This is a genomic window from Bacillus sp. FSL W7-1354 (genome assembly GCF_038002405.1).
GTDB lineage: Bacteria > Bacillota > Bacilli > Bacillales > Bacillaceae > Bacillus > Bacillus paralicheniformis.
The window spans coordinates 657,687-683,179 of sequence record NZ_JBBOCL010000001.1 but is presented as its reverse complement, the minus strand read 5'-3'; the positions used below and the strand labels follow the sequence as shown (position 1 = coordinate 683,179).

The 25,493-nt window shown below is 46.7% G+C and carries 27 protein-coding genes; 5 read left to right on the top strand and 22 right to left on the bottom strand.

Annotation, left to right across the window (positions count from 1 at the left end; genetic code table 11):
- Positions 1–112 precede the first annotated feature (112 nt).
- The gene (locus MKZ04_RS03645) at positions 113–1,363 is read left to right on the top strand and encodes a nucleotidyltransferase (RefSeq protein WP_035338835.1); all 1,251 of its coding nucleotides are present in this window, start codon (positions 113–115) and stop codon (positions 1,361–1,363) included.
- A 19-nt stretch (positions 1,364–1,382) separates the two neighbouring features.
- On the opposite strand, the gene MKZ04_RS03640 is transcribed toward MKZ04_RS03645, so the two are convergent.
- Positions 1,383–2,405 carry a SepM family pheromone-processing serine protease gene (locus MKZ04_RS03640; RefSeq protein WP_020451287.1) on the bottom strand — a complete coding sequence of 341 codons (1,023 nt, stop codon included), beginning with the start codon at positions 2,403–2,405 and terminating at the stop codon, positions 1,383–1,385.
- A 322-nt stretch (positions 2,406–2,727) separates the two neighbouring features.
- Between MKZ04_RS03640 and ylbJ the strand changes: the two genes are divergently transcribed.
- Positions 2,728–3,948, top strand: a complete 1,221-nt coding sequence (gene ylbJ / locus MKZ04_RS03635) for a sporulation integral membrane protein YlbJ (protein ID WP_020451286.1) — start codon at positions 2,728–2,730, stop codon at positions 3,946–3,948.
- An 8-nt stretch (positions 3,949–3,956) separates the two neighbouring features.
- Here the strand turns inward: ylbJ and coaD are convergent, their stop codons facing one another.
- The 10 genes from coaD to MKZ04_RS03585 form a co-directional block, all read right to left on the bottom strand.
- Positions 3,957–4,451, bottom strand: a complete 495-nt coding sequence (gene coaD, locus MKZ04_RS03630) for a pantetheine-phosphate adenylyltransferase (protein WP_020451285.1) — start codon at positions 4,449–4,451, stop codon at positions 3,957–3,959.
- On the bottom strand, positions 4,444–5,010 hold the full coding sequence (gene rsmD, locus MKZ04_RS03625) for a 16S rRNA (guanine(966)-N(2))-methyltransferase RsmD (protein WP_020451284.1): 567 nt from the start codon (positions 5,008–5,010) through the stop codon (positions 4,444–4,446). The genes coaD and rsmD overlap by 8 nt, the downstream gene beginning before the upstream one ends.
- A gap of 48 nt (positions 5,011–5,058) precedes the next feature.
- Entirely contained in the window at positions 5,059–5,193 is a 135-nt protein-coding gene (locus MKZ04_RS03620) for a hypothetical protein (RefSeq protein ID WP_256163752.1), read from the bottom strand.
- Between the two features lie 108 nt (positions 5,194–5,301).
- Complete coding sequence (locus MKZ04_RS03615; RefSeq protein ID WP_009328559.1) at positions 5,302–5,574, bottom strand: YlbG family protein; 273 nt, start codon at positions 5,572–5,574, stop codon at positions 5,302–5,304.
- A gap of 70 nt (positions 5,575–5,644) precedes the next feature.
- Positions 5,645–6,094, bottom strand: a complete 450-nt coding sequence (locus MKZ04_RS03610; RefSeq protein WP_020451283.1) for a YlbF family regulator — start codon at positions 6,092–6,094, stop codon at positions 5,645–5,647.
- A gap of 72 nt (positions 6,095–6,166) precedes the next feature.
- The gene (locus MKZ04_RS03605; RefSeq protein WP_256163750.1) at positions 6,167–6,295 is read right to left on the bottom strand and encodes a hypothetical protein; all 129 of its coding nucleotides are present in this window, start codon (positions 6,293–6,295) and stop codon (positions 6,167–6,169) included.
- Between the two features lie 78 nt (positions 6,296–6,373).
- Entirely contained in the window at positions 6,374–6,613 is a 240-nt protein-coding gene (locus MKZ04_RS03600; RefSeq protein WP_020451282.1) for a YlbE-like family protein, read from the bottom strand.
- A gap of 14 nt (positions 6,614–6,627) precedes the next feature.
- Entirely contained in the window at positions 6,628–7,026 is a 399-nt protein-coding gene (locus tag MKZ04_RS03595) for a YlbD family protein (protein ID WP_020451281.1), read from the bottom strand.
- A 178-nt stretch (positions 7,027–7,204) separates the two neighbouring features.
- On the bottom strand, positions 7,205–8,248 hold the full coding sequence (locus MKZ04_RS03590) for a CAP domain-containing protein (protein ID WP_020451280.1): 1,044 nt from the start codon (positions 8,246–8,248) through the stop codon (positions 7,205–7,207).
- Positions 8,249–8,389: 141 nt separating this feature from the next.
- Positions 8,390–8,836, bottom strand: coding sequence for a CBS domain-containing protein (locus tag MKZ04_RS03585; RefSeq protein WP_023857262.1), 447 nt, complete (start codon positions 8,834–8,836; stop codon positions 8,390–8,392).
- A 168-nt stretch (positions 8,837–9,004) separates the two neighbouring features.
- Here MKZ04_RS03585 and MKZ04_RS03580 point away from each other — a divergent pair, with 168 nt between their 5' ends.
- The gene (locus tag MKZ04_RS03580; protein WP_020451278.1) at positions 9,005–9,364 is read left to right on the top strand and encodes a YugN family protein; all 360 of its coding nucleotides are present in this window, start codon (positions 9,005–9,007) and stop codon (positions 9,362–9,364) included.
- Positions 9,365–9,420: 56 nt separating this feature from the next.
- Here MKZ04_RS03580 and ctaG read toward each other — a convergent pair whose 3' ends face one another.
- From ctaG to cyoE, 6 genes are all read right to left on the bottom strand, one after another.
- Positions 9,421–10,320, bottom strand: a complete 900-nt coding sequence (gene ctaG / locus MKZ04_RS03575) for a cytochrome c oxidase assembly factor CtaG (RefSeq protein ID WP_025811368.1) — start codon at positions 10,318–10,320, stop codon at positions 9,421–9,423.
- Between the two features lie 34 nt (positions 10,321–10,354).
- Complete coding sequence (ctaF, locus tag MKZ04_RS03570) at positions 10,355–10,684, bottom strand: cytochrome c oxidase subunit IVB (protein WP_020451276.1); 330 nt, start codon at positions 10,682–10,684, stop codon at positions 10,355–10,357.
- Between the two features lie 2 nt (positions 10,685–10,686).
- Positions 10,687–11,310, bottom strand: coding sequence for a cytochrome c oxidase subunit III (ctaE, locus tag MKZ04_RS03565; RefSeq protein WP_020451275.1), 624 nt, complete (start codon positions 11,308–11,310; stop codon positions 10,687–10,689).
- Positions 11,310–13,178 (bottom strand): cytochrome c oxidase subunit I, encoded by a 1,869-nt coding sequence (ctaD, locus tag MKZ04_RS03560; RefSeq protein ID WP_020451274.1) that lies wholly within the window; start codon positions 13,176–13,178, stop codon positions 11,310–11,312. Before ctaD ends, ctaE begins: the two co-directional genes overlap by 1 nt.
- Positions 13,179–13,210: 32 nt before the next feature.
- Positions 13,211–14,278: a cytochrome c oxidase subunit II gene (gene coxB / locus MKZ04_RS03555; RefSeq protein ID WP_020451273.1), complete on the bottom strand. Its 1,068-nt coding sequence runs from the start codon at positions 14,276–14,278 to the stop codon at positions 13,211–13,213.
- A 278-nt stretch (positions 14,279–14,556) separates the two neighbouring features.
- Complete coding sequence (gene cyoE, locus MKZ04_RS03550) at positions 14,557–15,483, bottom strand: heme o synthase (protein ID WP_341045311.1); 927 nt, start codon at positions 15,481–15,483, stop codon at positions 14,557–14,559.
- A 402-nt stretch (positions 15,484–15,885) separates the two neighbouring features.
- Here cyoE and MKZ04_RS03545 point away from each other — a divergent pair, with 402 nt between their 5' ends.
- Positions 15,886–16,794 carry a COX15/CtaA family protein gene (locus MKZ04_RS03545; RefSeq protein WP_020451271.1) on the top strand — a complete coding sequence of 303 codons (909 nt, stop codon included), beginning with the start codon at positions 15,886–15,888 and terminating at the stop codon, positions 16,792–16,794.
- Positions 16,795–16,875: 81 nt separating this feature from the next.
- Here MKZ04_RS03545 and pyc read toward each other — a convergent pair whose 3' ends face one another.
- From pyc to glsA, 4 genes are all read right to left on the bottom strand, one after another.
- Positions 16,876–20,319 (bottom strand): pyruvate carboxylase, encoded by a 3,444-nt coding sequence (gene pyc / locus MKZ04_RS03540; protein WP_020451270.1) that lies wholly within the window; start codon positions 20,317–20,319, stop codon positions 16,876–16,878.
- A 78-nt stretch (positions 20,320–20,397) separates the two neighbouring features.
- The gene (locus MKZ04_RS03535) at positions 20,398–21,609 is read right to left on the bottom strand and encodes an FtsW/RodA/SpoVE family cell cycle protein (RefSeq protein WP_020451269.1); all 1,212 of its coding nucleotides are present in this window, start codon (positions 21,607–21,609) and stop codon (positions 20,398–20,400) included.
- Positions 21,610–21,942: 333 nt separating this feature from the next.
- Complete coding sequence (locus MKZ04_RS03530; protein ID WP_003181465.1) at positions 21,943–22,224, bottom strand: YlaN family protein; 282 nt, start codon at positions 22,222–22,224, stop codon at positions 21,943–21,945.
- Between the two features lie 132 nt (positions 22,225–22,356).
- Entirely contained in the window at positions 22,357–23,301 is a 945-nt protein-coding gene (glsA, locus tag MKZ04_RS03525; RefSeq protein ID WP_371268713.1) for a glutaminase A, read from the bottom strand.
- Between the two features lie 102 nt (positions 23,302–23,403).
- Here glsA and MKZ04_RS03520 point away from each other — a divergent pair, with 102 nt between their 5' ends.
- Entirely contained in the window at positions 23,404–23,886 is a 483-nt protein-coding gene (locus MKZ04_RS03520; RefSeq protein ID WP_020451267.1) for a hypothetical protein, read from the top strand.
- A gap of 142 nt (positions 23,887–24,028) precedes the next feature.
- Here MKZ04_RS03520 and MKZ04_RS03515 read toward each other — a convergent pair whose 3' ends face one another.
- The gene (locus tag MKZ04_RS03515) at positions 24,029–25,357 is read right to left on the bottom strand and encodes a PhoH family protein (protein ID WP_020451266.1); all 1,329 of its coding nucleotides are present in this window, start codon (positions 25,355–25,357) and stop codon (positions 24,029–24,031) included.
- Between the last annotated feature and the right edge of the window lie 136 nt (positions 25,358–25,493).

Sequence of the window (25,493 nt, the reverse complement as noted above, 5' to 3'; positions counted from 1 at the left end):
TGTGAACAACAATTCATACACTTAGAAAAAATGCTGTTTTTCGCTAGGCGTCTGGACATTCCATGTGTAAATGTATCATAACTATTTCAAGAGATGCAAGAGAGGTGAAAAAATGAAAGCGGTCGGCCTTGTTGTGGAATACAACCCTTTTCATAACGGACATTTATATCATATAAAGGAAGCAAAATCGGAAACCCGGAGCGAGGTGGCGGTTGCCGTTATGAGCGGTTCCTTTTTGCAGCGCGGCGAACCCGCCATCGTCTCAAAGTGGGCGCGAACGAAGATGGCGCTCGCATCTTTTGCCGATGTCGTCGTTGAACTTCCTTACATATTCGCTGTTCAAAAAGCGGAAACGTTTGCTGAAGGCGCCGTCGCGATTTTAAATGAGTTAGGGTGTGCTTCTTTGTTTTTCGGAAGCGAGCACGGCGATATTGAGGCGTTTCTCAATACAGCCGCACATACGATAGAGCACGAAGACGGGCTCAACGAAGAAGCAAAAAAACAAATAGCGTTTGGGCTGAGCTACCCGCAAGCGATGGCAAAGGCGTTCCGGGCTGTAACCGGAGACGGCAGAAACATTGTTGACCTTTCAAAGCCGAACAACATACTCGGATTCCATTATGTGAAAGCCATCGTGCAAAAGCAATTGAGCATGAAGCCTGAAACCGTCAAGCGCCGATCCTCGGGCTATCACGATTCGGCCTTCCCGGAAGCGGACCGAATCGCAAGCGCCACAAGCATACGCAAATCGATCTTTGAAACGGGAAGCCTCGCGAACAGCCGCTTCTACCTTCCAAAGCCATCGATCGACGAGCTTGATGAATACGCCCGGACTTTCGGCATGTGGCACTCGCCCGAAGATTATTTCCCCTTTTTGAAATACAGCCTCCATACAATGGATACAGAAGAGCTGAAAGGGATTTATGAAGTGGAAGAAGGACTTGAGCACCGCGCCAAAAAAGCGATCCGAAAAGCAGGCTCATTTAAGGAATACATGGAGCTTTTGAAAACGAAGCGCTATACGTGGACAAGGCTGCAGCGCATGAACACCCATATCCTCACAAAAACGAAGAAAGCCGACGTCAAGCGCATGTTAAGCGAACCGTATCCGGCATACATCAGACTTCTCGGCATGACAAAAAAAGGACAGGCCTATTTAGCGGAAAAGAAAAAAAGCTTGAGCGTACCCCTTATTACAAAGACGGGATCTTTTTCCCACCCTTCCCTTCAGCTCGACATAAAAGCGGGTCAAGTATACAGCGCCCCGCTCAAAGAGCCGGGGCGGACGATGCTGACAGAGCAGGAATATTCCCTTTCGCCGATCAGGTATGACGAAGACAACCGGATATTTTTGCGCAAATAAAACCGCCTGATGTTGCTCATCAGGCGGTTTTCACTTTATCTTCCAAATAATGAATCGCATCATCCATCGTGTCGACAGGGACGATTTTCATATCGGTTTTAATATCTTTTGCCGTTTTGACCGCTTCTTCGTAGTTAGATCCTTTTTTTCCGCCTTCGTTCGGAGCAAAAAAGATGTCGGCTCCCGCCTTATCTGCGGCAACGACTTTCTGGCTGATGCCGCCGATCGGACCGACTTTGCCTTCGTCATCGATCGTTCCGGTTCCCGCAATATGGTGTCCTTTCGTCTCGTCTTCTTTTGTCAGCTGATTATAGATCTCCATTGACATCATCAGCCCCGCCGAAGGACCGCCGATGTTTTCAATGTCCATATCGACCTCCGGCTTCACCTTGACATTGCGGTCTGTGATGAGGGATACGCCAAGCCCGGCTCTCTTCGGATCTTCTTTAAATGTTTTCAGCTTCATCTCATATGTTTTTTCTTCTTTATCCCGTTCAACTACGATTTTCACGGGGTCTCCGGCTTTTTTTGATTCGATGTAGCGGACGAAGCTCTCCGCTGAACGGAACGTTTTTCCGTCAGCTTTTTTAATTTTGTCTCCGACTTGTATTTTCCCTTCTGCAGGCATGCCGCTGACGACCGTCATGGCATATACGCCGTTAAACGTGTAGCTGACTTCTTTTCCGGCCCGCTTATAAGCGGCGATCATCGCATTTTCCTGGGAATCTCTCATCATTTGCAGCTGGCGCTTCATATATTCCTGATCAGATTCGCCTTCTTGTTTGAAATTTTCTTCCGGAAGAATTTCGTGGTAAGGGCGCACTTTTGCCCACATGTAAGTAAGCGGATTTGCAGGGCCGACTTTAACTGTCATTAAAGAAAAGCTCCCTTTTTCAGGATAGCCGTTATCAACTTTAATTAAAGGTTTCAGCTCAGTCGCTTCGCCGGGTTCTGTGATGTAATAAGGCAGCTTCACAAATGACAGCGCGGCCGTGATGATAACGATCAGTAATGCGATGCGTATAATTCTTTTTTTCAGCATGTATATGTAACCCTCCATCTTTATTTTCACCGGCTCACATCTTCGGTCCGGTTCCAAATTTTCAGCCTGCATGAATTCACAGATGTATGCCATACCTTCTATTGATGCTTATTAAGGAGAAGGGCTTCAGCAAGTCTCAAGCAGCTTCCGGTTCATTTGTATCGCCGATCTGCAATCTGGTGGTCTAAAATGAGGACCAGCCTTCGTATAATGATAAAGAAGTTTCACGGAGAAGGCTTCCGCACAAATCGGGCAAGCTTTTCGTTTATTTTATCATGATCCTGTTTCCAATGTGTATTCACAGCCGCAAAGGGGGTTAGAAATGGACATGTCAAAGGTAAAGACACTTATGATTGCCGTTTTGCTGCTTTCGTTTACAGCCGCCGTCATCACCCATCCGCAAGAATCATTTGACGCTTCTAAAAGTGGACTTGCCATGTGGTGGGAGGTCGTATTCCCTTCCCTTTTGCCTTTTTTTATTTTATCAGAGCTCTTGATCGGATTTGGTGTCGTCAGGTTTGTCGGGCTGCTGCTAGAGCCTTTCATGAGACCGGTGTTCCGCGTTCCCGGCGTCGGAGGGTTCGTGCTTGCGATGGGAATGGCATCAGGAAATCCGGCCGGTGCAAAACTGACTTCAAGGCTGAGACAAGAGCGGCAGATTTCACGGGTCGAAGCAGAGCGGCTCGCTTCGTTCACCAACTCATCTAACCCGCTGTTTATTTTCGGAGCCGTTGCGGTCGGCTTTTTCCATAATCCTTCTCTCGGCGTCGTGCTTGCGGCAGCCCATTATTTGGGCAATTTCGCAGTCGGGTTGACGATGCGTACTTACGGAAGAAAAGAAGAGAACCGCACCGCTGTGCGAAAGAAGCTTCCTTTGCCTTCTATTAAAGAAGCCTTAAAAGCGCTCCATCAGGCAAGACTTGAAGAAAAGCGGCCGCTCGGCAAACTTTTGAGCGATGCTGTCATCTCTTCTGTCCAAACGCTGTTAATGGTGGGCGGCTTCATCATTCTTTTTTCGGTTTTTAATAACATTCTTTCTGTGATGCACATCACCGACATTCTTTCGCACGCCACACGAATGATTTTGACTGCTCTTCAATTCCCCGGTGATTTTGATAAACCGTTATTATCGGGATTGTTTGAAATTACGCTCGGCAGCAAACTGGTCAGTGCCACGGATGCGGCGCTTCTCCAGCAAGCGGTGATTGTCAGCTTTATTTTGGGTTTCAGCGGCTTCTGCGTTCAGGCGCAGGTTGCAGGCATTCTTGCTGAAACCGATATTCGCTTTAAGCCGTTTTTTATCGCCCGCATCCTCCAGGGCATTTATGCAGCGATCTTTGTTCTTATTCTTTGGAAGCCTCTTTATACATCGTTCTATTCTCCGACGGAGCCGGCCTTCTCCTTTCTGACGGCCGGGAAAACGGAATCTTTCTTTCTGCAGATGTGGAACGCGTTGGCAGAGATTGGTCCGCTCCTTACGATCGGCACCCTTCTCATTTACAGCATTCTTTATGCCAAATCTTACGCCCCTGCTAAAAAATGAGCAGCCGGTTACGGCCGCTCATTTTTTGCAAACTTTTTTTCAAGTGCAGCCTCGACCGCTTCCGGCACGAGTTCTGCGACTGAACCTTTATATTTTGCCACTTCTTTGACAATGCTTGAACTAAGGAATGAGTATTGGTTATTCGTCATCATAAAAAACGTTTCAATATTTTCATCAAGCACTTTGTTCATCGAGGTTCCCTGCATCTCGTATTCAAAGTCAGATACCGCTCTAAGCCCTCGCAGGATGACGTTCGCCTGCTTGCTCTTTGCATAATCAATCAATAGCCCCTGGAAAGATTCCACTTGCACATTCGGGATATCCTTCGTCACTTCGCGAAGCAGCCCACAGCGTTCTTCCACCGTAAACAGCGGCTTTTTCGAAGAATTGTTCAAGACGCATACATACACTTTGTCAAACACTTTCGCCCCGCGCCTGATGATATCCAAATGTCCAAAAGTCACCGGATCAAAACTTCCGGGACAAACGGCAATGCTAGCCATCCCCATTCCCTCTCTTTCTGTATATGGTCACGCCTGTTAAGCCGTATATTTCCTGACGGGCAAGCTGAAGTCCGCCCGCCTCGGTCGGAAGGATAACTTCCTTCCCATGCTCAGCTACAATAAAACCTCTGTCAGTCAGCATATCCGCTTCATCAATCTTCGATAAAAGCGCTTCCAGCTTTTGTTCTCGATATGGCGGGTCCAAAAAGACGGCGTCAAAGCTTGCGCCCCTTTTCACCAGCGCATGGAGAGCCCGTTCAGCGTCATTCCTGTATACCTCGGCCCGTTTTTCCAAGCCCAGTGTTTTCAAATTGCCTTTTACGGTTTGAATCGCTTTAAAATCACGGTCGACAAAAATGAAGCGGTCAAACCCCCGCGACAGCGCTTCAATCCCCAATCCGCCGCTTCCCGCGTACAGATCAAGACCCGTGCCGCCTTCAAAATACGGGCCGATCATATTAAAGATGGATTCCTTTACTTTATCAGTCGTCGGCCTTGTCGACGTGCCGGGAACCGCTTTTAAGGCACGTCCCTTATACGTCCCAGAAATCACTCTCATACTTCCACCACTTTTTCTTAAAACTCGAAAAAAATCATTCCTATCTTATCATAAAGTGTTTTCTGGCACAAACACCCAAAGTACAAATTCATATGTATAGCAAAAAGGCTCAGTGGTGATAATAATAGCAACAGCATCGATTGATGTTGTTGCCAACCGCGGAGAAGACTTACGTTTCCCCATAAGTTCTTCCTCCGGTTTCTCCTCTCCCTTTGCCTTCTCCTTGATTTTTAAGGAATAGAAGGACCCCGCAGAGGTATTTCTGCGGGGATTTTTTTAAAATAAAGCAAGTTAGAGCCCGGCTTTATAGTCGTATTCTTTCGCTTTATCCTGCTTGGATTCAAACTCCATTTTCAAGAACGGTTTGTATGAAAGATCCACCTGTTTGACAAAAGAGTACGAACGTATTTTAGCGATGATTCTTTCGGCATCTTCCATATTGCAATAAACCACTACATATTTCAGCCGCTTTGAAACGTAATGAACATTTCCGAATTTCCTGAGCATTTTCGCCTGCTTCAAGGAGTGCAGCCAAACGATTAAGCCTTGACGCCTGATTTCCAAATTGTTCACCTGCCTGTCGCTCTGTGCATGAAGTTCTAAAAAAAACGAGACTCGGGGCGACCGAGCCTCATCAGGAAACTTTACAGCCGCAGCTTCCGCCTGACCCGCAGCCGCCGCCGCAAGATGAAAGATTATCAAAATAAGGGTTTCCAGTCGGTACTTTGATATGTTTTGATACAGCCTGACCGATTTCCACGCTGACTTCATCTAGGATAGATTGCAGCTCGGTTTCCGCCTTTTTAAATTCGGCTACTGTATCGTGAAGGTCAAGCTCCCGTTTGATTTCCCTCATTTTCTTGGATATCTCTTTATAATCAGGATGATACTTGCCAAAGCGCTGCACATCCTCATACTGTTCTTTTATTTTCGTAAACGAAGCGATAATACGTCCGGCCTCTTCATCTTCGCGGAGACGCTTGTAGCATTTTCTGTAATGTTCAGCCGCCTCTGATTGAAGAATCATGTTGGCCAAATCATATGCTTCATTTTGAAGCCGCAACGATTCCATTGTGGCAAACATAGACATGCACCTCCAGCTATAGTGTATCACAAAACAGCCGTTTTCAAAAATGTCTGTGCCGCCTCCAAACTATTATTTTCCAAAAACTTCGCTTGCACAAGCTGCATCGCGCCATTCTGAAACGCCCTTGGGTTTTGGTTTATGGGTGGCGCAGCCGGCCAGCAAGAGGCACAACATGATTACAAGCCAGCACTTTTTCATCACAGATCAACTCCTTTACACCTAGCTTTGCCAGAATGACGCGATTTATCATCATAAAAAAAAGACTCAGGCTTTAAATTAATCCTGAGTGCGCATCGCATGAAACATTTGAAGCATCATCTGGGCCATCTGAATGCCGCCCGATAGCTGGTTGACCCTGTGAGGAATCGTTTTTTCATAAAAGTTCATCATATCGAGATGAAAGGCTGACAAGTCATTCGGATTCCGCGAAAGCTTGCGGTACCAGACCGGCTGCTCACGGATGAACCGGCGGCGCTCTTCATCAGCGAACACATACTCTTGCACTTCTTTACGCATGTCTGACTCCTTCCCTAATCTTTTCGGAAAGAAAACGGATGCTCGCCGCCGCTTTGATTCTGCTGTTTTTGGCTTCCGCCCGAAAACTGGCTGAGCAAGCTTTGCAGCGAAGAAATAGACTGGCTCATTTTATTGATCTGCTCATTCATTTGATTGGCATCCATCTTTCGGACGGCCGTCACCATTTTTGAAATGAAATCGTTTTTGCCGCCAGCAGAAGGCTCCTTTTCTGCCGAAGCTTCTTTTTCCCTGTACGGATCCCAAATCGAATCGTCTTCCCCGAGCAAAACCCAGTTTTCATATACTTCCTGCCAGCTTTTTTCTTGTTTCCGGACTTCGGAAATCAACTTAGGATGCCGTTTAATAAATTGCTTAAATTCATCAATGGATGATTGCGCGTTTTGATTTGCCAACGTCTACACCCCCTCCGAAAACATATGCCTGCTATAGTGTAATCCGCCCCGGCAAAATGTGTTCGCCTAAAAATTCCTCTTTTTATAGGAGTCCGTGCGGAAGAGTGAGCAGCAGACCAAACATTAAAAGTTTCATGGTTTTCTCTAAAAACTAAAAACCCGGGTATGATCCCGGGCTCTAGTGCCATTCTTTAATAAAGTTCTGCGTATAATATTTCTCGTCCACCCCGACTCCGAGATGAGTATAGTCGGCATTTAACAGCGCTTTTCTGTGTCCTTCGCTGTTTAACCAGCCTTCAACCGCCGCAGGCCCGTCGACATAGTTGAGCGCGATATTTTCCCCCGCCTGCTCAAAGTTCACTTTCCCTTTTTCCAGCCTGTCTTTGAGCGTGCCTTCTGTTTCTGACACATGGGAGAAATAATGGTGCTCTTTCATGTCGCTGCTGTGGCCGTATGCCACTTTTGATACGCCTTCATCCCAAGAGAGCTGGGAAAGACCGTGTCTTGCGCGGATGACATTCGTCAAATCAAAGATCTGCTTCTCATTTGCTTTCTCGATTTTTTTCCAATCCGATTCTGTCAATGCTTGAGGTTCGATCAGGGTGCCTCTGTAGACAACTTCATACGGCCTTTGCTTGATGAAAGTCGGCGCATCAAATGCCCTGATGCTTGACAGCGTCCCCTCGAATTTATCCATATACAGCTGAACATAAATGTCTCCGACTTTCACCGTCGGCCTTGTATTCATGTCTTCCTCAGAAAACTCAAAACGGTATGAACTGCCTTTATATTGAACATTGACATACGGGGCGATCTGGGCGGTTTTGAAAACTTCCCTTGACGGCCGTCCAATTTTAAACGGAGCGGTGTTCAACCCGTCGCCTGTCGCAAACAATGTCACGGCCTTGCCGCCAAGCAAGCCGATTTGAACGTACTGTTTTGCCCCTTGGCTATAGACCCACCATTCATAATCATATGCTGAAGGATCGACCCTGTCCGGTTTCCCCAGTTTCTTTTCGATCGTCTCAGCCGACTCTCCGATAAAAGAAAGCAAGCCGGAATCGGGAATGTTCAAGGATTTCTCTTTTTTCGCATCCTCGTTTGAGACTTGCGGCTTGTCTTCCTTCACAATTTTCTCAGGTGTTGAACCGTATTGAATAAACAGGGTGTATGAAGCCGCAACGATGAGAAGGATCACAATCGCTCTTAATATATTTTTCAAACTTTCACCTCCGACTGACGGATCAATCTATCCATAAAACGGCGCACCGCATCAAAAACTTGCCTTTAGTGTCATTTAAACAGAACTGACATGAATTTTCAATGATAATACAGCCTATTAAGATGTGCGACAAAATATGTTTTAATGAAGAAAATCTCCAGGCCTCTCTTCGTTTTCCGATATAAATGTCAGCGCGTCGCCAGCCTGCCGGTTTGATTTTTTGTGGGTTGAAACATCGCCTAGCGTAATGATGCCCGCAAGCGTCTTTCCCCGTGTAACCGGGACCCTCCTGATCTGATAATCTCCCATGAGATCAACCGCTTTTTCAATTGAATCGTCTTCACTTACCGTAATGAGATCCGTCGTCATGACATTTGTAATTTTTTGCGAATTTGGTTTTTTAACGGCGATCCCCCGCAGCACCAAATCCCGGTCAGTAACGATCCCAACCAGTTCCAAACCGTCATCAAGCACAACCGGAATCGCTCCGACATTTCCGTCTTTCATTTTCACGGCAGCCTCGTACACATTATCAAGAACTGTACAATATAATATTTCCTTTGTCATAATATCTTTCACACGTGTCAATCAGAAGACCTCCTCTTGTCTTTCGTTTGTTCATATTGTCGTCAAGCCGCCCGCGATTCATACTGTTCACAAAAATATTTATATATCGGCTAAAGCCAGGATTGAAAGTTTAACGCTTTCATACTATGATTGTCAGTAAAGGTAATTTTTTAAAGGGGGTTTTACGGGATGAAATTTGAAGAATCCGGTATCGAAGGCTTGACTGCTGACCTTAACCGGTTAGACGACATCATGGAAAACGAAGGGTTCGTAAGAGCTGGCCAATGGGATTATGAACGCGTCACATATGACCGCAAATTCGATATGGTGGAAGGCAGGTACTACCTCCGCGTGTTCGGATATGCCGTCGAAGGCGATGTGGGCGCCCGGCGCGCGGTCATCAAACTGATGACACCGCTTCTGGGCAAATATTATTATCCGCATGGAGTGGAATACGGTGAAAACGAACATTTCCCGCCGCAGCTCCTCAAAACAAGCAAGACGGTGCTGAATTCAATCAAAGAAAAAGTTTCAGCGCTTGAAGTGTAGCAGACGTACATAAAAAGGGTACAGCCCCTCTGATGAGGCTGTACCCTTTTTTCATCTTAATGAACCGTAGACGGCGAGTATCGTTCTTCTTCCAGTTCTTTTTCGTCTTTGGCTCTTTCCTTCCTCGCCCATCCGAAAAAGATAATCGCCAAAAATGTCCCGTACACGATTTCCTGTAAGATTTTCATGACGATCGCGCCAAGCTGCTGATCTTCCAGAACAGGCATGCTGCTGAACATTTCCGGACCTGTAAGCGTCATTCCGCTCAGCGTATCGAGAGGAACGCACAGTTTCATTGCCTCCGCCCATGCGGAAGGATCTGAATATGTCGAATACAGGGTCGTATCGCTGAACATGATCAGCGCGCACGCCGGTGTCAGCAAAATGCCGTCAGCCATAATGTAGCCGAGTTTCAAAAGTCCGTTCATTTGCGGAAGCTCCTCGACCTTGTGAACGAGCGGCCACCACATGAAAAACGCCGCAATGAAGATCAGCACCGTAATGACGGCATGATAAACGGCATCTGTCTTAATAAAATCAAACACCAAAGGAATGTGATACATCGAAAATAAACCGTTAAACACGATAATCGCGATCAATGGTTTTGAAAAAAACCGGAACAGCGGCTTGACGACCGGCAGAAAAATGACCTTTTTCCAAAACCAAGGCGGTATGCCAAGGATGATCAAAGGCGGTACGATCAAATACAAAACCGCCATTTGCGCCATATGCGCGCTGAACATAATATGTCCCAGCAAATCAATCGGACTGCCTTTAGACGCGTATAAAAGAAACATCGCTGTCACGAATAAACCGATTTCTTTCCTGGATGCCCGCTCTTCTTCTGATCCAAATCGTTTCATCAGAAAAAAGTAAAGGACGGTTATGAAAACGACAGCCCCTAGGAAATAGGGGCTCCACAGGGCGCGAAAACCGAATATTTCAAGGCTGCCCAACATGAGGCATCCTCCTTTCTGTATGTCGGTTCGATTACCACCAGATAAGCGTCACAAAAGCCAAAACGGTAACAAAAGCGACCAAAACGCCCGAATAAAGGAACAAAGTCGGCGCTTCATGCCCCCGCTGACTCATATGCATGAAGTAGTACAGCTGAAATGCAACCTGAATAACGGCCAGCAGCAGAATGAACGGCACCGTAAACCATACGCCTGCATCTGAGGCGACCGTTAAAAAAGCGACAAGGGTCAAGCCGATCATCAAACCGAATGAAATAACCTGATATCTCATGTCCTCCGCGTTTTTCTTTTTGCGGTAGGCAAGATCTGTTTTGGGATTCCCTCTGTTTTCGTTATTCACCATTTTTATCCCACCATCCCCATCAAGTATACAACGGTAAAGATAAACACCCAGACAACGTCGATAAAATGCCAATAGAGGCTTGCGACAAAAAACTTCGGCGCGTTGTAAAGGCTTAATCCGCGGCGCGCATTTCTGATCATCAAAGAAAGAATCCAGAGCAGCCCGAACGTAACGTGCGCACCGTGCGTGCCGACTAGCGTATAAAAAGCGGAGCCGAGAGCCGAGCTTTGAATGGTGAACCCATATTCGTGAATATAATGGGTGAATTCATATATTTCAAGCGCCAGGAAGCCTGCACCGAGCAGAACAGTGATTCCGAGCCAAACCTGCATCTTTTTAAAAGCAAAGTTCTTCATATGATACATGGCATATACGCTCGTTAAACTGCTCGTTAAAAGGAGCATTGTCGCCAGAAAGACCAGCCCCATGTCAAACATCTCAGTCGTTTTCGGCCCTCCTGCATTTGAATTCTTCAGCGCAAGGTATGTTGCGAAGAGAGACGCGAAAAGAACCGTCTCTCCTCCGAGAAATAGCCAAAAGCCGATAAACTTATTTTTTCCTTCTAATGTAGCTTTTTCAGGAGAAGCCGGGAAGGTTTCAGCCGTTAATTTCTCTTCTGTATGCATTATGCCTTCACCCCTTTGTCGTCATCATCCATCAGTTCTTCTTTATGAATATGATACCCGTGGTCATCAATTACAGACCGGAGAAGCATCATAAATAATGTGATTCCTAATCCAATCAGAATGACAGGCAGCCCCCAGGCAAATTCCGTCCGGTACATGAAGCCGAAAGCGGATATAAACAGCCCGAGTGACATGATGAACGGGAGAATCGATCCGTTTGGCATATGGACGTCCTGAAGCGGCTCCGCGGCGGTCATTGACTGCTTGCCGGCTCTTTTTTCGATCCATAAAGCATCAAGGCCTCTGACCAGAGGCAGCTGTTTAAAGTTGTATTCAGGAGGCGGTGAAGAAACGGCCCACTCAAGCGTTCTTCCGTCATGCCAAGGATCGCTGCCGACTTTTTCCCCTTTGGCAGTCGTCACGATAATATTGATCACGAGTATGATGACAGCAGCCGCCATAAACACAGCTCCGATTGAACTGATTAAGTTCGCCATGTCAAATCCCTGATTCGGCAAGTATGTGAACACGCGTCTCGGCATTCCCCACAACCCGAGCCAATGCTGGATGAAGAAAGTCAGATGGAACCCGATGAAAAAGAGCACAAATGTTATTTTGCCCAACGCTTCGCTCAGCATTTTCCCGAACATTTTCGGCCACCAGTAATGAGCGCCGGCGAGGATGGCAAACACCACTCCGCCGATGATGACGTAATGGAAGTGAGCCACGACAAAGTACGTGTCGTGGAACTGATAGTCAGCCGGTGCAGCAGCAAGCATGACACCTGTCACCCCGCCCATGACAAACGACGGGATAAAAGAAATCGCATAAAGCATCGGCGTTGTAAACTTAATGCTCCCGCCCCAAGCCGTGAGCAGCCAGTTGAAGATTTTAATTCCGGTCGGGACGGCAATGGCCATCGTCGCCACCGCAAAAATGGCGTTCGCCACAGGCCCGAGTCCCGTTGTAAACATATGGTGGGCCCAAACCATGAAGCCTAAAAAGCCGATCAATACGGTCGCAAATACCATTGAAGAATAACCGAACAGCCTTTTTCTCGCAAAAACCGGAATGATTTCCGAAAAGATTCCGAACGCCGGGAGTACGAGAATATAAACTTCAGGGTGTCCGAAGATCCAGAACAGATGCTCCCAAATGATCGTATTACCGCCTAATTCCGGATTGAAAAAGCTCGTTCCGAACAACCGGTCCAGCATCAAGAGCGCGATGCCTACGGTCAGCGGCGGGAACGCGAATAAAATCAAAGCCGAAGCGACGAATGTCGTCCATGTGAAAAGCGGCAGCCTCATGTATGTCATGCCCGGCGCCCTCATATTGATAATCGTCGCGAGAAAGTTAATTCCGGCAATCAGCGTACCGATCCCGGCAATTTGCAGACCGAGAACATAGAAATCGATCCCGTGCCCTTCGGAATGAAGGGAAAGCGACGCGTAAGACGTCCAGCCGGCATCGGGTGCCCCTCCCAAAAACCAGCTTAAATTCAGAAAGATGCCGCCGAAAAGGAACAGCCAGAAGCCGAGCGAGTTCAAAAATGGAAACGCAACATCCCTCGCGCCTATCTGCAGCGGAACGACGGCATTCATCAGTGCGAACAAAAGCGGCATCGCTGCCAGGAAAATCATCGTTGTACCGTGCATCGTCATGATCTCATTGTAGACTCCGCCGCTCATGATGTCATTGTTCGGTATCATCAGCTGAACCCTGATCAGCATCGCTTCGATTCCGCCGAGCACAAAGAAGAACCCGCCGCCCAGCAAATAAAGGATGGCAATCTTTTTATGATCGACAGTCGTTAAATAGTCCCATAATACAGCCCCAAAACCTTGCTTTTTCTTAAGCGTACTCACAATGTAACCTCCCTCATTCTCCCTTTGAAGCGTTAGTCTTCCGTTTTTAACCCCTTTAAATATTCAGTCAGTGCATCAAGTTCCTTGTCGCTCAAATCAGGGTATGTGCCGGTCATTTTGTTGCCCGGTTTTATGCTTTCAGGATCCTTGAGCCACGCTCTCAAGTTTTCATCGCTGAATTCCTTCACACCGGCGATCGTCGACCGGTCTCCAAAAGTCGCGAGGTTCGGAGCCGTTCTGGCCGCTTCCGCCCTTTGGTCTTTTGAATCGGTCGCATGACAGCTCAGGCAGTTTTTCTCTTTGAACACTTTTTCTCCTTCAACAGCGAGATCGGTTTTCGCCCCCGCTTTATAGTTTTCCATATCGCTCATCCATTCCTTGAACTCATCCTTCGAAACCGCTTTAACTTTAAAGTCCATTAAAGCATGGGAAGGTCCGCAGAGCTCGGCGCATTTCCCGTAGAAATAGTCTCCGGCTTTTTCAGCGCGTTTTGAATCGAACGTTAAGAAGAATTTGTTTTCATTGTCTGTGTTCGTATCAATCTTACCCCCGACTGAAGGAACCCAGAATGAATGTTTGACATCGGAAGCTTTCAGCTTAAAGTAAACGCGTTCATCGGTCGGCACGACCAGCTCCTGGCTCGTCACCACGCCGTAGTCAGGATATTCGAATTCCCACCAGTAAAGGTTCGCCCGGACATTGACGACCAGCGCCTTCTCCGGATCCCTGTTTTTCTTATCCATCGGTTTTGTATCAGCAAGATCAAAGGTCTGTGCGACAACAGGAACAACCAGGATAAGAAGGAGAAGAATTGGAATAACAGTCCATAAAATTTCTAAATTGCGGTTTCCTTCAACCTGTTTCGGGATGTGGTCATCACCGAGCTTAGATCTTCTGTACCTGACGATGACAAATACGAAAATGAAACTTACCACCACTACAACAACAACCATGATCAGCGTGCTGAGAATCATTAGGAAATACTGCTGATCAGCCACCTCGCCCGCCGGCTGCAGCGTTGATATGAACGGTTCTCCGCACCCTGCTAAAACGAGCGCCAAAATAGTGAACAGCGACATCAGACGCCATTTCTTTAACATTTCTTCCCAACCCCTTTTCAATCAATCCTTTTGAAACTTTCACTGTTCAAACGTTTATAGGACACCTATTCATTCATCTGACTCCCCACTTAAATTAAAGCACTTACATTTCCTCATTTCTTAAATAATGAGGTTTTTTACTCAAAATACCATCTATGTATGAACGTAAAGCCGCCTTGTTAAACATAATCGAAAAAAATCGATAAGGCGGCTTTTACATGATTGTTGTCTGTTTGAAGTGTTAAGTGACAGCCTTCAATGTGATGAATTATAGAGTTCTATCCAATTTTAAAAAGTGTGAATACGACCATGGCAACGAAGAATATGGTCAAGTAATTTAATGAATATACAAACATGAGCGTTGCCCACTTCATGATATTTTTGCTTCTGTAACCGACCAGACCGCAAACGAGCCAGCCGATATTGAGTACCGTTCCCAAAATGACGATCGGCAGTCCGAGTCCGCCCAGGAAAAACGGCAGCGGCATTAAGCAGGCAATCCAAATGATGATTTGCCTTTTCGTCACTTCAAAACCGTGTACAACAGGCAGCATCGGTATATTTGCAGCTCTGTATTCCTCCGTTTTCTTAATCGCAAGCGCCAGAAAGTGGGGAATCTGCCAAATAAACATGATTAAAAACAGCACCCATGCCTCAACTCCGATGGAGCCTTGGACAGCGGTCCATCCGATCAAAGGAGGAACAGCCCCTGACACACTTCCGATAATCGTATTAACGGTATAGCGGCGCTTTGACCACATCGTGTATAGAAACACGTACGTAAAGACGCCGACAAAGCCTACTGCGGCAGTTGTCAGATTGGTCATCAGCAGCATGATAAAACCGAGCGCAGTCAGCAGAATGCCGAACCACAATGCATGTGAAGGCTGGATTTTACCAGTCACCGTCGGCCTTGTTCTCGTCCGCTGCATAAGCTGGTCAATATCACGGTCATAATAGTTGTTGATGACGCATGATCCTGCGATAATAAGCGAGGATCCCGCTAAAGTGAACAGCACGATATCAAGGTTTCCTAGAAAGCTCAGATTTGAAAAGTAAAAAGCGAGCCACAAGCCCGTAAAAGTTGTTATCAGGTTCGAGTAAACAATCCCGACTTTGATAAGGGCGAGGAAATCTTTCCATGCTGTCGTCTCTTCTATTTGTCCATTCATTGCTGTATCAGCTGTAATTCTTGTTTCAGCCATAATACTAACCCCCCTTACTCAAACCTTCATCACGTCAAGAGAAGCGGTATATTCATAAAAAACCTACAACTCTATCATACAAGATTACCGGTTGGAAAAAAACAGCCTATTAAATATTAATCGACAAACCGGTTTATATTTGTGAACTTTTTATGACTTTCTTTACAGATGAAGGAAAAATTGTGAACAAGAGCGGAAAACCACTGTCATTCTAATATAGTTCTATCAAACGAAGCCACAATTATCAAGTCTTCAAAACCAATAAAAATGTGAACGCCTTCTATTGCATTTTTGTGAACAATAATCATTATGAATTGCAGCAGAACATCAATTCGCTTACACTTGAAGGTGGCAAATATCTTTTTATTAGTCAGTTTGCATTAAAAAAGGAGAATTGAATTTATGAATAAAGCATTAAAAGGCTTGGGAATTATCACAACTATCGCCATGCTTTTCGTGCTGATCGGCGGCGCCCTCGTCACAAAGACGGGTTCGGGAATGGGCTGCGGCAGATCTTGGCCGCTTTGCAACGGAAGCATATTCCCGGCTCTAACCCTTGAATCGATTATCGAATGGAGCCACAGGTTTGTCAGCGGCACATCCGGCGTCCTTGTGCTGGCTCTCGCCATTTGGACATGGAAAAAAATCGGCCATATCAGAGAAACGAAATTTCTTGCGGTGATGTCGGTCGTCTTCCTCATTCTTCAGGCGCTCCTGGGCGCTGCGGCGGTCGTCTTCGGGTCTTCGGCCCTGATCATGGCTTTGCACTTCGGAATCTCGCTTATTTCCTTTGCATCTGTTCTGCTGTTGACGCTCCTCGTGTTTGAAGCTGACAGCAAGCAGAAAGCCGAATCGTTTTATATAGGAAAAACCATGCAGTTTCATATGATAGGAATCATTATATACACATATGTCGTCGTTTATACAGGCGCATATGTCCGGCATACGAAGTCAAGCCTTGCGTGCCTTGACTTTCCGATGTGCAGCACACAAAACGGCTGGCTCCCAGGGAAGTTTCACGAATGGGTGCAGATGGGACACAGGGCTGCGGCGCTTCTTCTGTTCGCTTGGATCATTGCGGCAGCGATACATGCGGCCAAACAGTATAAAAATCAAAAACGCATTTATTGGGGCTGGATGATTTCCCTGATCCTGATTATCCTTCAGGCTGCCTCAGGAATTGCGGTTGTCTACAGCAGGCTGGATTTGGGATTTGCACTCGCCCACGCTTTCTTCATTTCCTGCCTGTTCGGAATCCTTTGCTACTTCCTGCTGCTTGTTGCGCGCTATCGCAGACAGGCGCAAAAATAACAATAAACGGTTGATCCCCCGCCTGTTGCGGGGGATTTTTTCATAAAAAAAGGCCGCCGACAAAAGTCAGCGGCAGCACTTTTATTTTTTCAGCTCAATGAGGAGGTCGCCGGTTTGAATGGCTTCTCCGTTTGTCACATGAATGTTTTCAACAGTTCCTGAAAACGGAGCCTGAACGGTCGTTTCCATTTTCATTGCTTCATTGATCATTAAATGATCGCCCTTCTTCACTTGGTCCCCTTTGCTTACAAGAAGCTTAATCACCGTTCCCGGCATGGACGCCGCGATATGATTCGGGTTTGAACGGTCGGCTTTCACCTTTTGATGAACGGACGATTTAATGCTTTCGTCTTTAATGACCACTTCGCGAGGCTGGCCGTTCAGTTCAAAGTAGACGACTCTCGTTGCATCAGGACGCGGTTCGCCGATAGAGACAAGTTTGACGATCAGCGTTTTCCCTCTTTCGATCTCGACTTCGATTTCTTCGCCGAGCGTCATGCCGTAGAAGAAGGTCGGTGTATCAAGCACTGAGATGTCCCCGTACAGTTCCGCTGTCTTAACATACTCGGTAAACACTTTCGGATAAAGCGCATATGCAACAGCATCCTGATCGGAAAGCTCCAGATCATGCGTTTCCTTAAACTCCGCTTTTATATCGTCAAACGAAACGGGTTCGAGAAGTTCTCCAGGGCGCACTGTAATCGGCTCCTGCCCTTTCAAAATCAGCTTTTGCAATTTCTCAGGGAATCCGCCGTGAGGCTGGCCGATATACCCTTTAAAAAGCTCGACTACTGAGTCAGGAAAATCGAGTGATTCTCCTCTTTCGTAAATATCATCTTCCGTCAGGTTATTTTGCACCATGTAAAGTGCCATATCCCCGACGACTTTAGATGACGGCGTAACCTTTACGATGTCCCCGAACAGGTGGTTGACCCGGCTGTACATTTCTTTCACTTCATTCCAGCGATCACCGAGGCCGACTCCCTTAGCCTGCTGCTGAAGGTTGCTGTATTGGCCGCCAGGCATTTCATGCTTGTAAATTTCGGTATGAGGCGCGTTCATGCCGCTCTCAAACTCGCTGTAGTATTTTCTGACAGACTCCCAATATTGAGACAGCGACTCTACCGCATCGACATTCAGCTGCGGACGGCGTTTATCGCCTTCAAGCGCATGATAAAGCGAGCTTGCGCTTGGCTGTGATGTCAGGCCCGCCATAGAGCTGACCGCTACGTCGACGATGTCGACGCCTGCTTCTATCGCCTTCGCGTACATAAAAATACCGTTGCCGCTCGTGTCGTGTGTATGCAAGTGGATCGGAATATCGATCGTCTCTTTCAAAGCTGACACCAGTTCGTATGCTGCTTGAGGTCTCAGCAGGCCGGCCATATCTTTAATGCCGAGAATATGCGCCCCCGCTGATTCAAGCTCTTTTGCCATTGACGTATAATATTCAAGGTTATATTTTGTTCTGTTCGGATCGAGAATGTCTCCGGTATAGCAGATCGCGGCTTCGGCAAGTTTGCCCGACTCGCGCACTGCATCAATGGCGAGCGTCATCCCTTTAACCCAGTTCAAGCTGTCAAAAATGCGGAATACATCGATTCCGGCCGCAGCGGATTCGCTGACAAACTTTTTAATCAGGTTGTCAGGGTAGTTTGTATACCCGACGGCATTCGAAGATCTCAACAGCATTTGAAACATCGTATTTGGAATTTCCTTCCGCAGCTTCTCAAGCCTTTTCCACGGGTCTTCTTTCAAGAAACGGTAAGCGACATCAAAAGTGGCGCCGCCCCACATTTCAAGGCTGAAAAGCTCAGGCCAGAGCGCAGCTGTCGGATTGGCGATTTTCTCCAAATCATGCGTTCTGAATCTTGTCGCAAGCAGTGACTGATGGGCATCGCGGAACGTCGTATCAGTGAGGAGCACTTCCTCTTGATCTTTCACCCATTTGACGAGCCCTTCAGCTCCGCGTTCATCAAGAATCTGTTTTGTTCCGCTCGCGATCGGCTGATCGACATCCGTTTTGACGATCTGGGGCTTGTCGAACTCCGGCTTCTTCTTTTTATCAATGCCCGGGAAGCCGTTGACCGTTACGTTCCCGATATACGTCAGCATTTTTGTTCCACGGTCTCTCTGCTTAGGAAAGACAAAGAGTTCCGGTGTTGTATCAATAAATGACGTGTCGTATTGCCCTGTGAGAAATTTTTCGTGTTTCGCCACGTTTTCAAGGAAAGGAATATTCGTTTTGATTCCCCTTATCCTGAATTCCTGTAGGTTGCGGACCATTTTGGCCGCCGCCTGTTCAAACGTCAGCGCCCAGGTTGAAAGCTTAACAAGCAGCGAGTCATAATAAGGCGTAATGACAGCGCCCTGAAAACTGTTTCCGGTATCAAGCCTCACCCCGAAACCGCCGCCTGAGCGATATGCCATGATTTTGCCTGTGTCAGGCATGAAATTGTTTGACGGGTCTTCAGTCGTAACCCTTGACTGGATCGCATATCCGTGCAGCGTGATGGCATCCTGGTTCGGAATGCTGATTTCGCTGCTGCCCAGACTGAGTCCGGCAGCAATCAGGATTTGTGTCTGAACGATATCGACACCCGTCACCATTTCCGTAATGGTGTGCTCCACCTGAACACGCGGGTTGACTTCAATAAAGAAAAACTCATCGTTCGCAACTAAAAATTCGACCGTACCGGCATTGACATAATCAACATTCTTCGCAAGCTTAACGGCAGCATCGCAAATCTTTTCCCGGAGGGACTCAGAAAGCGAAACGCTCGGCGCTATTTCGATAACCTTTTGATGGCGCCTTTGCACAGAGCAGTCACGGTCGTAAAGGTGAACCACGTTACCTTCTTTGTCTCCGATGACTTGAACTTCAATGTGCTTCGGCTTTTCGATCAGCTTTTCGACATACACTTCATCATTGCCAAAAGCGGCTTTCGCCTCTGATTTTGCCCTGTTATAGGATTCCTCCAGCTCCGATTCGTCTCTGACGATCCGCATGCCGCGGCCGCCGCCGCCCAGCGACGCTTTGATGATAAACGGATATCCGAACTCCTCCGCAAATTGTTTGACCTCCGCGATATCAGCCACTGGGCCGTCGCTCCCCGGTATGACGGGAATTCCTGCTTTTTCAGCTTGTTCACGGGCTTTTACTTTGTCTCCAAACATATCGAGGTGCTTGGAGGTCGGTCCGATAAAGATGATGCCTTCCTCTTCACACCGCTTGGCAAACTGAATGTTTTCAGACAGGAAGCCGTAGCCCGGATGGATGGCATCCACATGGTTGCGTTTCGCAATCTCGATGATCCCTTCAATATCAAGATAAGCATCAATCGGCTTTTTCCCTTCGCCGACCAAGTATGCTTCATCGGCTTTGTATCTGTGGTATGATCCGCTGTCTTCTTTAGAATAGATCGCTACCGTACGGATATTCAGTTCTGTGCAGGCGCGAAATACGCGGATAGCGATTTCCCCTCTGTTTGCAACAAGAACTTTTTGAATAGACTGTTGTGACATGTCGTTCCCCCTCATCCGCTGTTTTAAGTATGTATCTATTCTAAATGAATCGGATGGACATTGTACACGCTTAGTTTTTTAAAAATTTATACTTTTTTTATATTGATTTTCTTTGGTTTTTGTAGTATCGACAGGCTGTTTTCGTTTGAACCGGTCAAAGTATTCATTAAACATGCTGATGTTCACCAATATCCCCGCGCTTGCCATCAGCAGAATGAGCGATGACCCTCCATAGCTGATAAACGGAAGCGTCACCCCTGTCAAAGGAATCAAGCCGGATATGCCGCCCAGGTTCACGAAAGACTGGATGGCGATCATGCTTGATATCCCGATCGCAAGCAGGCTTCCAAACGGGTCGTCGCATTTTCTCGCAATATAAAACCCTTTTAAAACGATGAAAGCGAGCAGCAGCACGACAAAAAGGACGCCGAAAATGCCGAGCTCCTCGGCGATGACCGCCATAATGAAATCGGTGTGCGTTTCAGGCAGATATCCATACTTCTGCACGCTTTCGCCGAGACCCAGGCCGAACAGCCCTCCCGAACCGATCGCCAAGTAGGAGTTGACGACTTGAAAACCAGATTTCTGTGCGTCTTTAAACGGGTTTTGGTAGCTTTCAAACCGATTCATCCGTCCTTCTGTTAAAATGCTGTCCCAGTTGAAATAAATGAGCGGGCTGACGAGCACAAGGACAGCCCCGGCCAAAAGTACGAGCTTTAACAGCGTTTTGCCGCTGAATCCCGAGCACAAAATAATGCACAAAGCGATTAAAGCGATGATAAAGGCCGTTCCCACATCCGGCTGAGCAGCGACCAGTGCGCAAATGAAAAGCGTGATGATCGCGGGAGGGGCGATTCCGGCTCCCAAGTTGTCAATATAGCTTTGCTTTTTGGCATAGACGGAAGAAAGATACAAGATGACGGTCAGCTTGACAAACTCCCCCGGCTGGATGCCGTAATTCGAAACCCTGAACCAGCTTTGGGCATTCCCGGCCACGTGTCCGACAACGAACAGCCCGAACAAAGCGACAACGGAAATGAGCAGCAAAAACTTTTGGAATTTTTGATTGGCAAAAGCCTTATACGGAAAAAGCGCCGCGCATAAAAATATGACGGTTCCGAGCACCAAAAACATCAGCTGCCTGTCAAAAAAGTAGCTGCTGTCTTGTCCGTACCTTGTCACGGCTGTGATCATGCTTGAGCTGTACACCATGACGAGCCCGAACCCGCACAGCAGGAATACAGCGAAGATTAATGAATAATCATAGGATTTGAGCATTCTTTTTATCATATTATTATCCTCTTCCTTACTTGCCTTCAAAATGTGTTTGTGGTAACTCCTTCGTTATTTTACTACACTTTCTTAAAAAGCACGAAAGATACCCTTTTCATAAGACTTCGAATCTCGTCTGAAAGAAAAGTCCGTCTGTTCCAAGACTGCCGTTCTATTTTTTTATCGGCATACCATGCGTCTTCGTTTATTCGGCACGAACAGCATTCATTCCTTCATCAGCGGACGTTTTCTTTCTCATTCCATAACAAAAAAAGCCTGCCGGCAGTTTGTTTCTATCGAAACGTCGTCGACAAGCTGACTCAGACAGAAAGATTCTTCTGAGGTGTTCATTTATTTTTTTGTAAATGCATCATGTAATGCAGACAATTCACGTTCCAGCCTGTAAAGCAGTTCTTTACCCTCTTCTTCATCCACTAATCCAAGGCGGACAGCAAAATCAATTTCCCTAGAGAGTCCGAACATTTGTGTATCTAAAACCTCTTCATAAAGAGGACATTGAGGCATCGTTAAGTTGTCCATTTGCACTTGAATCAGCTTTAAGATTTTATCAGCATCACGTTTTAACAGGGCAAGTGCTTTTTCACGATGGTCGACTACAATCTCAGACGCCAAAAGTATCCCTCCGTTCCCCAGGCGAGTACCTAATTCTTCTATTTATGATAAAGCCTCAGCCGAAAAAAAGCAAGCTATTTCTGTCCTTTCGCCGTATTTCAAAGACTCGCATTTTAAGCTTCCGCTCACGTTTTAAAAAATGCTTAAACTGTAGTTCGCCGATAACAGCTCTAAAAGCCGGATTCCAGCGATGCTGTTTCCCTTTTCATCAAGCGAGGGCCCGAAGATGCCGATGCCGAAACGGTATGGGGATAGACCCATGATTCCCCCTGAAACCCCGCTTTTGGCGGGTATGCCGATTTTGATTGCGAATTCGCCGCTGGCATTATACATTCCGCATGTCACCATAAATGTTTTGCAAATTCTCGCGATATCCTTCGGTATGATTTGTTCTCCCGTTTCGGGATGCTTGCCGTTCAAAGCAAAAACAGAACCGATTTTCGCCAAGTCTAAGCTGTTCATTTCAATGGCGCACTGCTTTGTATACACATCCATGACATCCTCAACCTCAGCCTGAAAAATACCGTGCTCTTTCATGTAGTAGCACATCGCCCTGTTGACCATCGAGGTTTCAAATTCAGATTCGGCGACCTTCTCACAAAAGGTAATATTCCGGTTATTTGCCAGTTTTTTAATAAAATCAAGAAGCCTGCCGATCTTATCGGCATTCGTCTCTCCTTTAATCATGCTTGTCACCACCAATGCTCCGGCATTTATCATCGGATTCAGCGGCTTCCCCGGGTTGACGGTTTCAAGTTTGATGATGGAGTTAAACGGATCACCAGTCGGCTCTTGTCCTACATAATGAAACACTGTTTCCGGACCGTGATCGATCAGGACGAGAGCAAGCGACAATACTTTTGAGATGCTTTGCAGAGTGAAGGCTTTTTCCACGTCTCCCGCTGATATACACGTCCCGTCCGTAAAGTAGACCGCCGCCGATAAATCGTCCTCCGATAATTCAGCCAAAGCCGGTATGTAAGATGCAACCTTTCCTTTGTCCGTCACTTTTTTCGCTTCCGTGACAAAATATTCAAGCTCCTCATTATCCCGGCAATTCAAGTTTTTTCCCTCCATCCGAGCGTCGTTGCTGTTATCTTTCCCGGAGAGGGCTTTTGTTATGAGAAGTGACAATTTGAAAGAAAGCGCTTATAATTTTTGTGAGGGAGTGGTAGAGACATGAGCATTGTAACGATCACAGGAAATGTAAAGTATTCGATTACGCTCGATCCGAGCGTTTGGATTTTTGATGACCGAAAATTTGATCTCGATCAGTTCTTTTCAGATTTCAGAGAGGTAAAAGATGAAGAAGACGACCTTGTGATTGACCGGGAACGGCAAATCAGGGAAGGTACTGTATCGCCGCCGACACTGAAATCAGAGAAAAAATATGAAAAGGAGAAATTGCTTGACGGCACTTTCGGGATCAAGCTTGAACCTTTTTTAAAAAATGCGGAGGTGACAGGCTCCGCCGTCAAATGCCTCTTCAAAACGGAAGGTGAAGACGTTTCCGTTCCGATCGAAGAAGCGGGCGGCATGATTCTCTGCTTCAGCAACAATGGCAAGCCGCTTGGCGAAGACGGGCCTGTACACGTTTATTTTCCCGACGGTTCAAACAGGATGACTCCTGTGAAACGAGTAAAAGAAATTCACATTGTTTAAAGCTACAACACTGCAACGGGTGCGCCGGAGGCGATGAAAAACTCCGCCTCCTCTTTCCCGGCCGGGCTATCGGCACTTGCCGGCAACCCGGCCCGCGGGCCATGCAAGTTGCAACCCGGGTTAAACGCCCGGGTTTTTTTATTTACAGCAGATCGGCTGCAAGCCTGGCGAGCCGGGAGCGCTCTCCTTTTAAAAGCTTCACGTTTCCGGAAATTTTTTGATCCTTAAAGCGCTCGACAACATAGGCCAGGCCGTTGTTCATCGCATCTAAATAAGGATGGTCGATCTGTTCGGTGTCTCCCATCAATACGATTTTACTGCCTTCCCCGACGCGGGTCAGAAGCGTTTTGACTTCATGCTTGGTCAGATTTTGAGCCTCATCAATGATGATGAATTGGTCAGGAATGCTTCTGCCCCTTATATATGTGAGGGCTTCGACTTGAATGGAGCCCATCCCCGCTAAAATATCATCAAGCTCCCCCGGCTTTTTTGCATTGAACAAGTATTCCAGGTTATCAAAAATAGGCTGGACCCACGGACGAAGTTTTTCTTCTTTTTCACCCGGAAGATAGCCGAGATCTTTTCCGACAGGAACGATCGGCCTTGTGACAACAAGTTTTTTAAAATTCCCCAGGTCTTCTGTCTGCAGCAGCCCTGCTGCCAACGCAAGCAGGGTTTTTCCTGTGCCGGCTTTTCCAATCAGGGTGACAAGCGGAATATCTTGTCTTAAAAGAAGTTCCAAAGCCATCGTCTGCTGTACATTTCGCGAACGTATGCCCCAAACCTGTTCCTGATCGAAAACAAGCTTTTTAACGGCTTTTCCGCTTTGATCTACGATCCCTACGGCAGAGGATGATCCGCCGAGCGCGTCCTTCATGACGACAAACTGGTTCGGACGCAGCATCTCACTGCTGATTTCGTGAAGCGGCAAATCGTGATGTTCAAAAAAGGAATTCATCTGATCCGGGCGAATGTACACGTCTGTATAACCGCTGTATATATCATCATTGTCGACAACCCTGTCGTGCAAAAAATCCTCTGACATCAAGCCGATGGCATCGGCTTTGACACGGATCAGCATATCTTTGCTGACAAGGATAACCGGCCTGCCGTCTTCTTTCGTTTCCTCTTCCAGGCTGAGGTTTTTCGCTACGGCTAAAATACGGTTGTCGCTTGTTTTTTCGATAAAAATTTCTTGAAGCTGCTGAAAAGAGCGATGGTTCAGCTCGATTCTCAAGCTTCCTCCGTTTGGTAGGGGAACATTTTCATACAGCCTTCCTTTTAAACGCAAATCATCTATCAATTTAGATACGCGCCTTGCATTCCTCCCAATTTCATCCATGTAGCGTTTCTTTGAGTCGACTTCCTCCAATACGACAGCCGGGATGACAACCTCGTTATCTTCAAAAGAAAAGATTGAATTCGGATCCTGCAATAACACATTCGTATCCAGCACATAAATTTTACTCAATCTTCCGCCTCCTGATCAGGATTTTTAGCCTTTTCTTTTCAATTGGGTTAAAAGCTGATGGAGCGCCCGCTAAAATATATGTTTTTGTGAATAAAGATAGAAGGTTAATTCAACAATAAAAATTAATGAAAGCATT

Excerpts from the sequence above, each read along its gene's own strand:
- MKZ04_RS03645 (WP_035338835.1), top strand. The coding sequence starts at position 113 with ATGAAAGCGGTCGGCCTTGTTGTGGAATACAACCCTTTTCATAACGGA.
- MKZ04_RS03640 (WP_020451287.1), bottom strand. The coding sequence starts at position 2,405 with ATGCTGAAAAAAAGAATTATACGCATCGCATTACTGATCGTTATCATC.
- ylbJ (WP_020451286.1), top strand. The coding sequence starts at position 2,728 with ATGGACATGTCAAAGGTAAAGACACTTATGATTGCCGTTTTGCTGCTT.
- coaD (WP_020451285.1), bottom strand. The coding sequence starts at position 4,451 with ATGGCTAGCATTGCCGTTTGTCCCGGAAGTTTTGATCCGGTGACTTTT.
- rsmD (WP_020451284.1), bottom strand. The coding sequence starts at position 5,010 with ATGAGAGTGATTTCTGGGACGTATAAGGGACGTGCCTTAAAAGCGGTT.
- MKZ04_RS03620 (WP_256163752.1), bottom strand. The coding sequence starts at position 5,193 with ATGGGGAAACGTAAGTCTTCTCCGCGGTTGGCAACAACATCAATCGAT.
- MKZ04_RS03610 (WP_020451283.1), bottom strand. The coding sequence starts at position 6,094 with ATGTTTGCCACAATGGAATCGTTGCGGCTTCAAAATGAAGCATATGAT.
- MKZ04_RS03605 (WP_256163750.1), bottom strand. The coding sequence starts at position 6,295 with ATGAAAAAGTGCTGGCTTGTAATCATGTTGTGCCTCTTGCTGGCCGGC.
- MKZ04_RS03600 (WP_020451282.1), bottom strand. The coding sequence starts at position 6,613 with ATGCGTAAAGAAGTGCAAGAGTATGTGTTCGCTGATGAAGAGCGCCGC.
- MKZ04_RS03580 (WP_020451278.1), top strand. The coding sequence starts at position 9,005 with ATGAAATTTGAAGAATCCGGTATCGAAGGCTTGACTGCTGACCTTAAC.
- ctaF (WP_020451276.1), bottom strand. The coding sequence starts at position 10,684 with ATGGTGAATAACGAAAACAGAGGGAATCCCAAAACAGATCTTGCCTAC.
- ctaE (WP_020451275.1), bottom strand. The coding sequence starts at position 11,310 with ATGCATACAGAAGAGAAATTAACGGCTGAAACCTTCCCGGCTTCTCCT.
- coxB (WP_020451273.1), bottom strand. The coding sequence starts at position 14,278 with ATGTTAAAGAAATGGCGTCTGATGTCGCTGTTCACTATTTTGGCGCTC.
- cyoE (WP_341045311.1), bottom strand. The coding sequence starts at position 15,483 with ATGGCTGAAACAAGAATTACAGCTGATACAGCAATGAATGGACAAATA.
- MKZ04_RS03545 (WP_020451271.1), top strand. The coding sequence starts at position 15,886 with ATGAATAAAGCATTAAAAGGCTTGGGAATTATCACAACTATCGCCATG.
- pyc (WP_020451270.1), bottom strand. The coding sequence starts at position 20,319 with ATGTCACAACAGTCTATTCAAAAAGTTCTTGTTGCAAACAGAGGGGAA.
- MKZ04_RS03535 (WP_020451269.1), bottom strand. The coding sequence starts at position 21,609 with ATGATAAAAAGAATGCTCAAATCCTATGATTATTCATTAATCTTCGCT.
- glsA (WP_371268713.1), bottom strand. The coding sequence starts at position 23,301 with ATGGAGGGAAAAAACTTGAATTGCCGGGATAATGAGGAGCTTGAATAT.
- MKZ04_RS03520 (WP_020451267.1), top strand. The coding sequence starts at position 23,404 with ATGAGCATTGTAACGATCACAGGAAATGTAAAGTATTCGATTACGCTC.